The 11,748-nt window shown below is 42.2% G+C and carries 21 protein-coding genes; 5 read left to right on the plus strand and 16 right to left on the minus strand.

Going from position 1 to position 11,748, the window contains the following annotated elements:
- Positions 1-56: 56 nt before the first annotated feature.
- The 15 genes from FHG67_RS14895 to FHG67_RS14955 all read right to left on the minus strand — a co-directional run bounded on the left by FHG67_RS14895 (position 57) and on the right by FHG67_RS14955 (position 7,524).
- On the minus strand, positions 57-659 hold the full coding sequence (locus FHG67_RS14895; RefSeq protein WP_004498572.1) for a host-nuclease inhibitor Gam family protein: 603 nt from the start codon (positions 657-659) through the stop codon (positions 57-59).
- Positions 652-828 carry a hypothetical protein gene (locus FHG67_RS21815; RefSeq protein WP_004498512.1) on the minus strand — a complete coding sequence of 59 codons (177 nt, stop codon included), beginning with the start codon at positions 826-828 and terminating at the stop codon, positions 652-654. The genes FHG67_RS14895 and FHG67_RS21815 overlap by 8 nt, the downstream gene beginning before the upstream one ends.
- A gap of 29 nt (positions 829-857) precedes the next feature.
- Positions 858-1,868, minus strand: coding sequence for an ATP-binding protein (locus FHG67_RS14900; protein WP_142499839.1), 1,011 nt, complete (start codon positions 1,866-1,868; stop codon positions 858-860).
- Positions 1,865-3,667 (minus strand): transposase family protein, encoded by a 1,803-nt coding sequence (locus tag FHG67_RS14905; RefSeq protein ID WP_142499840.1) that lies wholly within the window; start codon positions 3,665-3,667, stop codon positions 1,865-1,867. Before FHG67_RS14905 ends, FHG67_RS14900 begins: the two co-directional genes overlap by 4 nt.
- Positions 3,664-4,647 carry a hypothetical protein gene (locus tag FHG67_RS14910; protein ID WP_036085959.1) on the minus strand — a complete coding sequence of 328 codons (984 nt, stop codon included), beginning with the start codon at positions 4,645-4,647 and terminating at the stop codon, positions 3,664-3,666. Before FHG67_RS14910 ends, FHG67_RS14905 begins: the two co-directional genes overlap by 4 nt.
- Positions 4,616-4,798 (minus strand): hypothetical protein, encoded by a 183-nt coding sequence (locus tag FHG67_RS14915; RefSeq protein ID WP_172616536.1) that lies wholly within the window; start codon positions 4,796-4,798, stop codon positions 4,616-4,618. The genes FHG67_RS14910 and FHG67_RS14915 overlap by 32 nt, the downstream gene beginning before the upstream one ends.
- A gap of 154 nt (positions 4,799-4,952) precedes the next feature.
- A complete protein-coding gene (locus FHG67_RS14920; protein WP_004498545.1) occupies positions 4,953-5,204 on the minus strand; it encodes a hypothetical protein in 252 nt (83 codons plus the stop codon).
- 1 nt (position 5,205) lies between these two features.
- Complete coding sequence (locus FHG67_RS14925) at positions 5,206-5,451, minus strand: hypothetical protein (protein ID WP_004498537.1); 246 nt, start codon at positions 5,449-5,451, stop codon at positions 5,206-5,208.
- Complete coding sequence (locus tag FHG67_RS14930) at positions 5,448-5,708, minus strand: hypothetical protein (RefSeq protein WP_004498514.1); 261 nt, start codon at positions 5,706-5,708, stop codon at positions 5,448-5,450. Before FHG67_RS14930 ends, FHG67_RS14925 begins: the two co-directional genes overlap by 4 nt.
- Positions 5,709-5,787: 79 nt before the next feature.
- Positions 5,788-5,991: a hypothetical protein gene (locus tag FHG67_RS14935; protein WP_004498518.1), complete on the minus strand. Its 204-nt coding sequence runs from the start codon at positions 5,989-5,991 to the stop codon at positions 5,788-5,790.
- Positions 5,988-6,155 (minus strand): hypothetical protein, encoded by a 168-nt coding sequence (locus FHG67_RS21820; RefSeq protein ID WP_004498509.1) that lies wholly within the window; start codon positions 6,153-6,155, stop codon positions 5,988-5,990. The genes FHG67_RS14935 and FHG67_RS21820 overlap by 4 nt, the downstream gene beginning before the upstream one ends.
- Positions 6,152-6,472, minus strand: a complete 321-nt coding sequence (locus FHG67_RS22740) for a hypothetical protein (protein WP_004501951.1) — start codon at positions 6,470-6,472, stop codon at positions 6,152-6,154. Before FHG67_RS22740 ends, FHG67_RS21820 begins: the two co-directional genes overlap by 4 nt.
- On the minus strand, positions 6,469-6,855 hold the full coding sequence (locus tag FHG67_RS22745) for a hypothetical protein (RefSeq protein ID WP_004501947.1): 387 nt from the start codon (positions 6,853-6,855) through the stop codon (positions 6,469-6,471). Before FHG67_RS22745 ends, FHG67_RS22740 begins: the two co-directional genes overlap by 4 nt.
- Positions 6,852-7,262: a hypothetical protein gene (locus tag FHG67_RS14950; protein ID WP_004502160.1), complete on the minus strand. Its 411-nt coding sequence runs from the start codon at positions 7,260-7,262 to the stop codon at positions 6,852-6,854. The genes FHG67_RS22745 and FHG67_RS14950 overlap by 4 nt, the downstream gene beginning before the upstream one ends.
- Positions 7,255-7,524, minus strand: a complete 270-nt coding sequence (locus tag FHG67_RS14955; RefSeq protein WP_004498560.1) for a hypothetical protein — start codon at positions 7,522-7,524, stop codon at positions 7,255-7,257. Before FHG67_RS14955 ends, FHG67_RS14950 begins: the two co-directional genes overlap by 8 nt.
- 119 nt (positions 7,525-7,643) lie before the next feature.
- Between FHG67_RS14955 and FHG67_RS14960 the strand changes: the two genes are divergently transcribed.
- Positions 7,644-8,042, plus strand: coding sequence for a helix-turn-helix domain-containing protein (locus tag FHG67_RS14960; protein ID WP_004498533.1), 399 nt, complete (start codon positions 7,644-7,646; stop codon positions 8,040-8,042).
- A 346-nt stretch (positions 8,043-8,388) separates the two neighbouring features.
- Positions 8,389-9,240 (plus strand): hypothetical protein, encoded by an 852-nt coding sequence (locus tag FHG67_RS14965; RefSeq protein ID WP_004502161.1) that lies wholly within the window; start codon positions 8,389-8,391, stop codon positions 9,238-9,240.
- Between the two features lie 22 nt (positions 9,241-9,262).
- Here FHG67_RS14965 and FHG67_RS14970 read toward each other — a convergent pair whose 3' ends face one another.
- Positions 9,263-9,688: a hypothetical protein gene (locus FHG67_RS14970; protein ID WP_061230721.1), complete on the minus strand. Its 426-nt coding sequence runs from the start codon at positions 9,686-9,688 to the stop codon at positions 9,263-9,265.
- Positions 9,689-9,768: 80 nt separating this feature from the next.
- Between FHG67_RS14970 and FHG67_RS14975 the strand changes: the two genes are divergently transcribed.
- The 3 genes from FHG67_RS14975 to FHG67_RS14985 all read left to right on the plus strand — a co-directional run bounded on the left by FHG67_RS14975 (position 9,769) and on the right by FHG67_RS14985 (position 11,740).
- Positions 9,769-10,002, plus strand: a complete 234-nt coding sequence (locus FHG67_RS14975) for a helix-turn-helix transcriptional regulator (protein WP_004498529.1) — start codon at positions 9,769-9,771, stop codon at positions 10,000-10,002.
- Positions 10,003-10,077: 75 nt separating this feature from the next.
- Positions 10,078-11,352 carry a hypothetical protein gene (locus FHG67_RS14980; protein WP_061230722.1) on the plus strand — a complete coding sequence of 425 codons (1,275 nt, stop codon included), beginning with the start codon at positions 10,078-10,080 and terminating at the stop codon, positions 11,350-11,352.
- Positions 11,353-11,365: 13 nt separating this feature from the next.
- Complete coding sequence (locus tag FHG67_RS14985) at positions 11,366-11,740, plus strand: hypothetical protein (protein ID WP_061230723.1); 375 nt, start codon at positions 11,366-11,368, stop codon at positions 11,738-11,740.
- Positions 11,741-11,748: the final 8 nt, after the last annotated feature.

Genomic DNA, 11,748 nt, shown 5'->3' on the forward strand with positions numbered 1-11,748 from the left:
TTCTTCGATTGTTTCCAAACAGAAATTGAGGCTTTCGTCCCCTATGTCCTTTCTTTTCACGCCGCCTCGGTATCTGCGTCCGCTGAAATTTCGTCCTCAAGTCTGGACGGCTTGATATACAAACGCTCCTTTTCTTCGTTCAACTCGACTCCGATTTTCTGATGAGCCGCGAGCGGATCCGCGATGATTGAGTCCTTGTTCAACTCCAGTTTTGCACGAATGAAAACCCTGGAAAGTCTTACCACCCATTCGTTGTATAACTGTAGAAGACCGTTCTCTGCGAGAATCTTCTCGAAGAGTTTTACGGAAGCCTTTGTTCTTACCGACGCAGGCGTCTTTCGATAGTTGAGTGTGCCGGAAATGAGTTTGCAGGTTTTCAGATTCGGATCCGGGAACAATTCTTCCCGATTGTTTTGTACGAAGTATGCAATCCCGCTTGTAACGTGATCGATTTTCGCTTGAATCGGATAAACGGTTTCTTCCAATTCGGAGCGAATCTGAGAAATTTTCTGATTCGCTTCGTTTACAAGCCGTTCCTTTTCGAGCATCTGTTCGCCCATGAATTCCATTCCGGCTTCGAGTTCGGATTTATTTTTGTATTCGTTATTCGGAAGGTCCACAAGCGGACGCTTCTCTTCGGTTTTTTTAAGTTTAGCCATTCGTAGAATCTCCTTCCGATTTCGGAGTTACGTCAACCGCCACAGACTTTGAAGTCGATTTTACTACGTCCGCTTTTGGGATTCGTTTTTTACGTACGACTTTCTTAGAAGCCGCCTTTTTCTTTGCCGTCTTTACGGACTTCTTTTTCGTTTTCTTTTTTGCCACCATGATTGTTTTCCTCCTTTATTCAAAAATTATCATGTGTTTTCCGTGAAAATCGTATCGTCGTATTTGCGGGTTTTACTTCGAATACGATCTACAAGTTCGTTTTTTACGATTGCTTCTATCTCAGGTGAAACTTTACCTTCTCCATTGAGCGCGTTTTCAATCGTCACCTTATCGATATCTTTTTGATAACGCTCTTTGATTCCTTCTCGAATCTGTTTTACCGAAATCTTCAAACGATCCATGATGCGAAGATAGCCGTCAGAAAGGAAGTTTCGAACGTGATTTTCTCGGATGGTTTGATCGGATAAAACCTCCGGATATGCGAACGCGATTCCAAGAAGAGCATTACGAACCGCTAAAGGAGTTCGGTATCTACATCCGCGAATAAGAAGCTCCTTTGTTTTTTCTCCCGCTTTCCCGCGTTCGAATTTTATCTTGAAACCTTCCTCTGCGATTTGTATCAGTTCGGAATGGCTTAAGTTGTTCATCGGTGCGTGGATTGTTCGGTAACCGATTTCGGGACTGGAAAGAATACTCGAAATCCGTGTCTCCGGTTTCATAAACATCAAGATTGAAAAAAGGTGATCTTCTTTATCGTGGGAGATTTCCCACACTTTTTTAAGATCGCGTAGTCCCCCGATGCGAAGCGCTTGCGCTTCATCAACGATCAAAACAACTTTTCTTCCTATGCTTCTCGCCCAGATCAAAAGCTCTCGTAGTTTGAAATATTTTTCGTTTAGATTTCCGGGAACAGTTTCACCCGGGCGAATGGTTCGGATCATCTGTTTTATTACGAACGCGATTGAGATTCCGCCTAATGTGCTTTCCCAGGCAGGACCTACGTGAACGAGAATGTATTTCTGCGGTTGGTTGGAAAAAAATTCAAGAAGGCTGTTATACAAATACGTCTTTCCCATTCCGACTTCTCCGGTAACGGCAAGCCAAGAATTGTTTTTTACCGCTTGGTACGAAAGTTTTGTGATCTTATCCGTGTTCCGAGTGTTTACGAAATCCGGTCGTTTGGTTAAAAGTGCGTTCAATTTCCTGACTCCTTGCTTGTGAAGTATTCGCGGATCATTTCCACAAGATCAAGGACCTCCTGCGCGGGGATCGATCCGACTTTTCGTTTGCAGGATTTCAGATTGTAGAGAACGATTTTGTCTATTTCCTCATCCGGAATTTCTTCGCTGAATTCGAGTTCTTCTAGAAGCCAGTCATACGCGTCGTCCACCGTCGAAAATTCCGTTGGGGGAGCGGGAGTATGAGTCTTCATTTCCAGTTTTGGAATATTCAGTTTTCCGTATGGAATTTCCGGTAAATCCGGTAAAACGTCGGAAAGGACAAGGGATTTTTCCACAGACTTAGCGCCTTTCAAGGCTTTCTTTCGATTCTTTACTCGTTCGGTTTCACGAAATCCTTTTCGTCCACCGACGTTTTCGTACGAACCGGAAGTTCTTCCGATCGGACCTTGGTCGTCGAGAAGTAAATGCCTTCCGTCGTTTGTGGTAGCAACGTAAGAACCGTCATATCGTTTGTAGATAGAGACTTCTTCACCACAACGATCAATCGCGACTTCTTCCGATGAATAACGAAGAAGATACTTTCGCGCTTCGATTGAAACACAACCGTACGCGTCCACGTCTCGGACGAGTTCGGAAACCATCGCGTCTTTCAAGTTTTGTTTTGTGACGGCGCGGATCGGATTTTTTTGAACGGATGCAAGCCATTTCGCATAATTTCCGAGTTTGTCGTTTCGATGAATCTGATAACGATACAGAAGTTCATTCAACTCATCCAAATTCGAAATCATTCCCTTTACGATTCGAACTTCGCAGCTTCGTTTAATAGCGGAGATCCGGGATTCCACTGGACCCTTGGCTTTGGAGTGACCTGGAAAGTGCGGGATCCGCTTGATTCCGAGGCGGTAAAAAAATGGATCCAGAGTTTTGAAGGCGGAGTGTCCGTCGGTATAGAGGATTTCTTGAAGTCCTTGTAAGGGAATGTAATCGTCTTCTTTCGGAAGGACGGCTCTTGTAAAAAAGTCCGCCCAGTCTGTAGAATTCTCACCTCCGTGTGTTGAGTCGCCTCCGATCGCGCTTGGTGCATACGCGTACACGTAGAACGTTTTCGAATAGACTTCCACCGCGACATAGATAATTACCTTTCTGAGTTGGGAGTCTTCGGATCCTTCGTAAATCCGAGTGATTCCCATTTCTAAATCCGGACGGACTGCAAGGTATTTTTTAGAAGGATGGAGATACACCGCGTTAAGCGGAGAAGCATCGATCATCCACGCACGATTTGCGTACGGTTCCGACCATGTTATGGAAGCTAAGGGTTGTTTTACTTGTTTACGAGCGAGTCCCTTTTCGTTCAGCCACCGTCCAAACTTGTGACGATCCCAAACGCCAGGGCGGACTTTGCCGAGTTTCTCCGCGAGTTCGATTGCAAATTCCTGCGACTTTCCGTAATCACGATTGAGCGTGAATCCGACCGTTTTTGCATTCCCTTCCGCTTTCGTCTGTTTCTTTTGTTCGTGAAGAACTTCACCGGCGTACATGAGTTCGCAAAGTGCAAAACCCTCTTTCTCTCTGAGTTCCTTTTCCAAACTTCCGAGTCTCGATCCGGTTTTTTTGCGTTTTACTTTTGCGACCGAAACAACCGACTCTCCTTTTTCGAGTCGGTTGAATACGTCATACACTCTTGGCTTGGAAAGTCCGAGAATTCGAATCGCTTTTTGAACGATTTCACCTCTGATTTTCGCGTTTTGTATTACCGTTTTTGCATATACCCATTCTCTGTACAATGGAATTACGATTCCTAAATCCAGAACTTTCATCCCAAATCCTCCATCATGGGAACCGGTAAGCAGTCGGACCACTTTTCATGGATTGATTTGTAAATTCCGGAAAGGGATGTTAGAAAAATGGAAACTACTTTACCATTTTCTAAACTATGATCGAGTTTTGAAAAATCCGAATCGTGCGCGGCAAGGATTACGTCCGCTTGCGACTGAATCGAGTTTAGAGAATTCATTAGGATTTCCGAAAGTTCTTGTCTTTCCCGAAACGCCCTTCTTACCTCCGGAGAGATTCCGGTATCTTTTGTCTGGTCATCCACGATTTTATGAAGCTCTTCCATCGCTTCTTTGTAGCTGGACGCTTCTTTTTTCGTATTCGTAACCTGGTTTTCCAAATCTCCGATGCGCTTGTCTTTATCCGAAAGGATTTTCGAAAACTCTTTCTGGTTCTTAGAAGCGAAACTCTTTTCGTAATCGGAAAGTCCCATCGTTCTTCCGTCCGGGAAGCGAACTTCTCCGTCTTCGAAAAGTGCGTTCTCTTCTCGTAACCCTTCGATGATTTTCAGGAGCACTTTGTCACTTTTTCCGCCCAATGCTTTCCGATTGATTTCCGAAGAGAATAGTTTATCCACTGCTGGAAGCGCCTTTTCGATTTTCCACCACTCAAAGACAGTGTTTTCGGTTACAAACTGCTCCATCACGGCGCATCCGGAAATTTCAAGGTAGAGTTGTTCCCGGTTTATTTCGGATAACGCAACGAGTACGGTTTCCTGACCGACTCGGATCATTTCCGTTCCGGCGCCTATCTGGCTCATCAAATAGTTGAGTCGCGCTCGTCTTTGTTCCGGGGTGACGAGTGGAACGGGTGCGGTCGATGGCGGTAATGCCACTGCCATCGATTCTGAGGCGGTTACCGAGTCTTCTTCCGACCAAACTTCCGCGACGGACGCCCGTTTTTTTACGTTAGTCGTTTTTTCGAATGTTTGTTTAGTCTTGTTCTTCTGATTTTTTTTGGGCATGCTTCTTCTCCAAGCTGATCATTTCTATTTTGAGTTCGTTTACAAATTCTTCGTAGTCGTCTGCGAGATTGTATTTTCGCAAAAAAACCATAGTACACGCACTGGAATCGATTAGGGTTGTTGCAATTTCTTTCATATCGGTTATGCCCATTGTAACGAACGATTGTAAAATGTAATGACGCGCGCCGATGAGTTCTGTTACATTTTTATCCATTATTCTTCCCCTAAGAAAAAATCTAAAATGCGAGTCCAGATCGTTTGTCTCTTGTAGTGAAGTAGAGCAGGCTGTAAATAAACGTAATGTTTCATACAATCATCCCCAGCAATTGTTTATGAATTTTCGTAAGCATTCCATTTTTCTTATATTCTTCCGCCGGATCGAAATTCAAATATGCCGGTCTCATTTTCGCTTCGATTGAAATTAAGAGTGCGAGTTCTTTTGAAGTGTGTTTTTCTTTTTGCACTTCATGGAGCCGGTTCCAATAGACTCGAAATTCCACTTCCGACATTCCGGAATGAATCAGAGCTTTTCGAAATTTGAGCGGATACGTTTTCACGTTATTTCTTTTCCTGTCGAATTCTTTCTTCTACGAGTTCTTCGTTTTGCCACTCTGCGAAATCAGAGATATAGTCTCGTCTCTCAATGTATGCCTGAAAGATTGCGGATCTTCCGAGTGCTTTCTCAGCGAGTCGCTTCCACCTTTCCGCAGAACTCGCTTCTTCCCCGAGTTCGCGCAAGACTTCGTCGGAATACTTTGTGTACAACGCCTGTCGGAGGAATACGATTCGTTCTGTGGTTGTCATTTCACTCTCCTAAGGTGAGCTTGGTTTGTTTGTTTACTCGATATATCTCTTACAAATCGTTCTTCTCGGCGTGAAACCATTGACGCAAATACGTCCGCTCCATAGACCCTTCCGTTTTCATACGCATCGTCTCCTACTCTGGTCGCTTTGAGGTGTTTGTAGCCTTCCACAAAACCGGCAAGAAAGGACATTTGATCTTGTCTGGATTCGTATTTTAAGGAAAGATCTTCCGCTTTTTTCAAAATTCTATCGTTCATGATTCGGCCTCCGTATATTAGGTTTAGAAAGTTTGCACGTTCACAAAGTAGTTCGTACTCAAGTTCCGATTCTTTGTGTTTAACGATTGATTTCATGTTTAGCCTTCCTCAGTAATTCTTTGCGTTGCTTAGGGGTTCCCCAGGCGTTCATACGAATTTGTTCACCATGCTCAGTAAGAAACTTGAAGTCATACGCGAGGATGTCGAATTTCCCGTTTTTAGTTTCGATGAATAAGTCGCGTTCCCCATCTTCGTCGATTTCATACACAAGTCTAAGTCTCATGCGATCTCCAAAACTTCTATGGTTTCAAGTGCCTGGAAGAAATCACATGCTTCGTTAAGAAGAGCATAGTCTTTGAATCTCTCCGATTCTGGGTTATGACAATAGCCGTCCCAAGGCTCTTCCCAGTCGGGTTCGAAGAATTGGCAGTTAGCACATCTTTTCATGCGGCAAACCTCGGAGAATTTACCTCTGACAGACTTGACCTAACGGAAGAAATAAAGATATTTGCAAAATGGACTCGAACCAAATTGAAATAGATATGCAAATTCTGGTTGATATGTTCGCCGATCTCCTTGAGGAAGAAGATCACGAAGATCATCCTATAGTATTCGCTTCCGTAAATGAAATCCTTTGGGGAAATGAATCTCCTGCTGAGATCATGTTGCTTCTTGGCCATTTTCAAAAAGGCCAGGAAGACGCTCTGATACCCTTGCGCTTCTGGATTGGAGGCCGAAGATATTTTAGGAACCTTCTTGCTCATTGTAATTTCCTTTCGCGTCTTCCAAAAGAATATACAGATGGTTTTGTTCTGTGTTTACGAACTTCTTTGCAGGAACAGGGCATTTCTCCATTAACGCATGAAAATTGTGCGATCCTCTTGGATAGTTTACCGTGTGCTTTATTCAGCAATTTGAATGCTGAAATTACTGAATCTGGTTTTGATTTCATCGCTTGAATCAGGCGGCCTCTTCGAGTATTAGAAACTTCCTGAGGTAGCCCGATTTCTTCAAAATATTTAGAATATGCGCGAGCGATTACGAACACAACTTCCGCTCTTGCTCGACATTTTGAAAATTTGCCTGGAATAGTTCGACTTCTCTGTTTGTATTCTTGTGTCAACTCATGTAGGTTAATCGCTTTCATGCCACGAACCTCGGAGCAAACGCGGCTTTATATATTGGATATACGAGATCGTATTGTGCCTTGCGGAACTCTTCCCAGGTTGTTACGACACCCTTATACGTTGTGCGGTATTCGAAACGTTTTCGAACCATCCACTCGAACGCTTCTTCAAACGCAACAGGATTTCCTAATATTTCTCTTTCCTTATGTTCTTTGTAGGCTTCGCGGGCGTCTGCTACGGATATCTCCCACTCTTGGAGTAGGATTTCGTTTACACGGGCGGAGGTTTTACGTTCATGGATGCAGTTTGAAATCGTAGTTTTATTAATGATATACTTGGATGCAAGCTCAGAGATCGTTTTCCCTGGTTTTGCGATCAGTTGGAGTTTTAACGAGGAAAATTGCCGACCACACCTTTTATTAAACATGTGGAACCTCCCCGGAAGCAGAATGGAGGAGGCCCTCTTTTTCTAATAGAGTGCGTATATTGTGACCAGGAGCGATCCCGCTGAGCACTTGGGTTACATAACCGTAATTCAGGTTATGAATACGGGCCCATTCGGCAACGCTCCCATGTCGATATCTAAGTTCGGTTTTGATTTTTTGTCGGATTTCCCTGGGAATGAATCGTAATTCTGAATCTAAGGAGGAGCCGGAATTTTCAAATATTGCCGAATCGTTTTTGTTCATGGTTGACCGCCACTTATGCCGAAATATTATATAATTAACTATCAGCTAATATGTATCCTAAAAGAATATTTTCAACAAAAAAATTAACTGTAGGGATATTTTTTTAAAGGGAAACATTGATGGATAATGTTTCCCAAAATCAAAATGAGATTTCAGGGCGAGTTCGCGAACTTATTAGTGCTTTAGGAATAACGCAGAGAGAGTTTGCGGATAAATTGAATCTAACTCCCGCGTTTATTAATAATGTATTAAATCAAGGAAAATCATTTTCACAAGAAACCATAATCAAAATTTCCTTCAAATTTCGAGTAAACATAAACTGGCTCTTATCTGGAGAGGGGGATATGTTCATTCCTTCCTCAGAAGAAATTCACAAACAAGCTGATGAATTTACGGAACTATGGGGTAAACTCCGAAAACGTGAAGGAATGATAGAGTTTGTTCGAGTTGTTGCTGATTCGACAGACGATGAATGGAAACGGATTAGAGAGATGGCTCGGTTGCTACTCGGAAAATAGAAAAAAAGCTATAAAACTTGAACTATATCCAAAATTTCCTCTGCTGCTGAACGAATTAGCATATCCTTTGGAACACAGTCCCCTAAAAGTATATTATGAGTTAAAATATCTAAAGTCTCCTCGATTTTCTGTAGCACCATTTCTGTATCCAGGTTATCCAACATGATTTTCGTTTCCTTATCGCTTGTGTAGTATGGATAAATCCCCCGACAAAATCAAATCTAAATTTTGTAAAAAATATTGCATTTCTTGTGAGTTATGTGGCATTGGGACCAACATAGGTCACTATTGCGTATAAATGTTGACCTTGCAATCAAGGGGTTAATGGTTCGAAAGGAAAGAGCAAATGCGTGAAAAAAGAAGATTGATTCTAAGTGTAATTTTTATATTTTTTGACCTCTTTATTACAATCTCTATCCAAAGCCAGGATCTACAATCCTACGCATTAGAGGTGTCTTGCCAGGAATTTGGGAGTTATTCCAATCTGGAAGAAATTGAAAAGGCGAAAGTAAAAAACGATTCTGCTAAAATCTTAGTCAAGACAACCAATGATAGTAGCATCAAGGTTCCGGTTAGCTATGTGAACAATGCGGGTGAGATTGCAGATGAAAAGAACTTCCGCATTTTCATGAAGACATATGAATCGATTTGTGGTAAAGAATCAAAACCCCCAATTTACAACTCAATCCAATTTGTAGCAAATAGAGTTTTAAAGAATTGCGTTAAAAAGTTCGAAAAGACGTTTCAAACTATACAGGCCAGATCGCATGCCGTAAACATTTGTCATGACACATTAAATGCAACTATGAACAATCCAATACCATCGAAACCATTAGATCCACGTTGTCCAAGTTTTGGAACCCTGGCCCTTAAAAAAGCAGAGTTAGATAACGTTAGATTGAATAAACCTTTTCCTATTCCCAGGCTATGGGTCCGAGCGTATAATGGTGAGGACATAGCTATTCAAGAAAATCTGGTGACCAATGCGTTAGAGGTTTCTAATGATGAGGAATTACTTTTTTTTCTTGTGAATTACTCGATGGTTTGCGGTAGCAAAGTGCCCCCGTTTTTCGAAAGTATCCCTTACGTTGAATCTCAAGCATTTAAGTTTTGTGTATGGAAGCTTAAGACAATGAATAATCCCCAGGCAGAAAGTAAATGTTATGAAAAACATAACGATCTAAATCGAGGGAAATAAAACCTGTAATTTAAAAAATAACCTACTTCCCCGAAATCGCAATCAGACCCTGAATTAAGCCGGATGCTTGTTTACGAGTGAGTAAATCAAACGGCTTTTTGTATTGCCTTTTGGAAAAATCGTCCAAGTCAAGCTTGTAAACCCCCTTCCTGTTGATCTTTTCACAGATTTGTTTCGCGAGTTGTTTTTGATCATAAGAACGTTTTTGAAGATTCTTCTTTAAGATAGAAAGAGGATCCTTCGGCCTTTGCTTGAAAACTCTTTGGCGGGCTATATTCAAGATATTGATTACTGCATGAGCCTGCAACGTATTTAAAGAAGATATAGAGTTAGATCCGGTTTCATTCAAAACGATTTCGTAAACTTTCGGTTTCGACAAACCGGCTTCTCTTGCGGTGGCCCAAAGTTTCTTCAATTGGTCCGAATTGATTTTTTTGTCCGTAAACATCTTGTAAGTCCCTTAAAGAAGGATACGTCTCTTTTTTCTGATTGACAAGAATATTTTTGTATATTAGGAAATAGTTAAGTATGAACGCACTCGTAACAAAAACATCAAAAATTAAACTATCATCCCACGTAAGAAAACTATTTTACTCCACTCGCGAATTTGCAAAACTCTTAGGAAAGAGCGAGAAAACGATACAACGCTGGAAAGAGGAGCAGACATTCCCTTTCCCATCGTATGAACTTGGAGAACGAAGTACCGTATGGCTGATCTCGGATGTTGAGAAATGGCTCAATTCCCGCGCGGAGAAAAAGTAAGGACATAGCGGACATTCGAGTTTAACGTTTTACTAATTCTCTTTCTATCAAAAACACATAGGCTAAACTCGCCATGTGCCAAAAGCAAATTTAAAATTCGATTCCAACGGATATCTAAGATTAGAGTCCGGGCTTCTTCTCCATAACTCTGGTGTTGCGCGTGGAGAATTTCGTTCTCTCCACGCCGACTTTTTTCAAGCTGGGTCTTCGGTAAATTCAGGAGATACAACCACCCTCGTAGAGAATGAAGAATACGCGGAATTCAATTTTCGAATGTTGTCCGCGGTTCTAATCGAAGGATGGTGGTGTGATTTTAGAAATCCTGCGATCTTAGAGGTTGCTGTAGAACAATTTAAAACTAAAATCTATACTGATCATCAAAGGAACGTTCGCAACGCGATAGGAATCACACGTAACCCTATATTCACAAAACGTAATAATATTCCGGGAATCGATGCGGTTTTTCGGATATATAAAGAATTCGCTCCTGAAGTGATCGGACGCCTAAAAACGAAACCTGCCTTGATCGATGCGAACTCCGTAGGTATTTCTTTCACATACGAAAAATCACATCCACTGATCGATAATTTTTACGGTCGCTTAGGAGAAGTCATCGATGGCGAATACGTCCGTCTCATTCCGATTAAAATCCTTTCTATTCCGGAAACAAGTCTCGTTGCAGTGCCAGCGGATAGTACCGCAAGGAAATTCGCGGGATTTGATTTCTCTCAAGGCAATCTTTTAAACACAAACGTAAACAATCAGGAGGATACAATGAAAATCAAACGCACTATTTTGTCACTTCTGGGGGTTGATTCCCAAAAACTCGGTCTGTCCTTTGGGGAGGGCGAGTCCTTGGAATTGCCGTCGGAAAAAATGGAATCCGTGCTGGAAGAAGCGGGGAAAACCATTTCAAAATTGCAAGACCAAGCGCGTCAAAGTGCCGTCTTGCAAAACAACTTAAACCAGTTCGCAAAACTCTTCGGAAGCGAGATTTTTCCGGAAGGAATCGATTTCGCATCCAAGGTTACCGAACTCCAAGCCCTCTTGGAAGAACCTAAAAAACTGCTTACCGCAGAAAGAGAAAGGGCGATCACCGCATACCGCGTTTTCTCAAAAAACAAACCCGATCCCGTTATCGAGTCTTTGATTCAAGGCGCAAACCTGGAACAAGCCAAGGCGTTTTCGAAACAGTATGGCGCTTCATTAGAAAATTCGCATCCGTTTAAATGTGAAGACTGTGGTTCAAAAAAGGTTTCACGCGCATCGGGAAGTCTTAGTGAACCACAAGGCGGAGCAAAATCTTCTCAAAAGAGAAATCCCGACAACTTCAAACTGAGTAAAAAGTAAAAGGAGAAACAACATGCCTTTAGATGAAGCATTCGAAGTCGGTTATCGTGGGATCATAGAACCAAATACGATCACCGTAAAGCATCAATCTCTAACGAAAGCGGACTTAGGCAAACCCGCTAAGTTTTCAGCAAACATGGAAGTTATCCTCTGTGCCAACGGAGATACTCCAGCTGGACAAATCATTTCTGTGGATGAGAAAAAGAAAATTCTCGGACTCCAAGTAAGCGGAGTCTTCGAATACGAATACTCCGGATCTAATCCGACTCTTGGTTACTTAAATATCCAAGCGGACGGAACCGGAAAGATCAAGACTGCATCCACTGGAACGCCCGTTCTCGTTATCTCTGTTGATACCGGAGCGAAAAAAGTAGCCTTCATTATTTAAGGAGAAAA

Origin of the sequence: Leptospira weilii, assembly GCF_006874765.1 — a bacterium.
In the GTDB taxonomy this organism is placed as follows: Bacteria; Spirochaetota; Leptospiria; order Leptospirales; family Leptospiraceae; genus Leptospira; species Leptospira weilii.

What these genes read in the sequence shown, in the direction of transcription:
- FHG67_RS14895 (WP_004498572.1), bottom strand. Translation starts at nt 659, where the DNA reads ATGGCTAAACTTAAAAAAACCGAAGAGAAGCGTCCGCTTGTGGACCTT.
- FHG67_RS21815 (WP_004498512.1), bottom strand. Translation starts at nt 828, where the DNA reads ATGGTGGCAAAAAAGAAAACGAAAAAGAAGTCCGTAAAGACGGCAAAG.
- FHG67_RS14905 (WP_142499840.1), bottom strand. Translation starts at nt 3,667, where the DNA reads ATGAAAGTTCTGGATTTAGGAATCGTAATTCCATTGTACAGAGAATGG.
- FHG67_RS14910 (WP_036085959.1), bottom strand. Translation starts at nt 4,647, where the DNA reads ATGCCCAAAAAAAATCAGAAGAACAAGACTAAACAAACATTCGAAAAA.
- FHG67_RS14915 (WP_172616536.1), bottom strand. Translation starts at nt 4,798, where the DNA reads ATGGGCATAACCGATATGAAAGAAATTGCAACAACCCTAATCGATTCC.
- FHG67_RS14925 (WP_004498537.1), bottom strand. Translation starts at nt 5,451, where the DNA reads ATGACAACCACAGAACGAATCGTATTCCTCCGACAGGCGTTGTACACA.
- FHG67_RS14930 (WP_004498514.1), bottom strand. Translation starts at nt 5,708, where the DNA reads ATGAACGATAGAATTTTGAAAAAAGCGGAAGATCTTTCCTTAAAATAC.
- FHG67_RS14935 (WP_004498518.1), bottom strand. Translation starts at nt 5,991, where the DNA reads ATGAGACTTAGACTTGTGTATGAAATCGACGAAGATGGGGAACGCGAC.
- FHG67_RS21820 (WP_004498509.1), bottom strand. Translation starts at nt 6,155, where the DNA reads ATGAAAAGATGTGCTAACTGCCAATTCTTCGAACCCGACTGGGAAGAG.
- FHG67_RS22740 (WP_004501951.1), bottom strand. Translation starts at nt 6,472, where the DNA reads ATGAGCAAGAAGGTTCCTAAAATATCTTCGGCCTCCAATCCAGAAGCG.
- FHG67_RS22745 (WP_004501947.1), bottom strand. Translation starts at nt 6,855, where the DNA reads ATGAAAGCGATTAACCTACATGAGTTGACACAAGAATACAAACAGAGA.
- FHG67_RS14950 (WP_004502160.1), bottom strand. Translation starts at nt 7,262, where the DNA reads ATGTTTAATAAAAGGTGTGGTCGGCAATTTTCCTCGTTAAAACTCCAA.
- FHG67_RS14955 (WP_004498560.1), bottom strand. Translation starts at nt 7,524, where the DNA reads ATGAACAAAAACGATTCGGCAATATTTGAAAATTCCGGCTCCTCCTTA.
- FHG67_RS14960 (WP_004498533.1), top strand. Translation starts at nt 7,644, where the DNA reads ATGGATAATGTTTCCCAAAATCAAAATGAGATTTCAGGGCGAGTTCGC.
- FHG67_RS14965 (WP_004502161.1), top strand. Translation starts at nt 8,389, where the DNA reads ATGCGTGAAAAAAGAAGATTGATTCTAAGTGTAATTTTTATATTTTTT.
- FHG67_RS14970 (WP_061230721.1), bottom strand. Translation starts at nt 9,688, where the DNA reads ATGTTTACGGACAAAAAAATCAATTCGGACCAATTGAAGAAACTTTGG.
- FHG67_RS14975 (WP_004498529.1), top strand. Translation starts at nt 9,769, where the DNA reads ATGAACGCACTCGTAACAAAAACATCAAAAATTAAACTATCATCCCAC.
- FHG67_RS14985 (WP_061230723.1), top strand. Translation starts at nt 11,366, where the DNA reads ATGCCTTTAGATGAAGCATTCGAAGTCGGTTATCGTGGGATCATAGAA.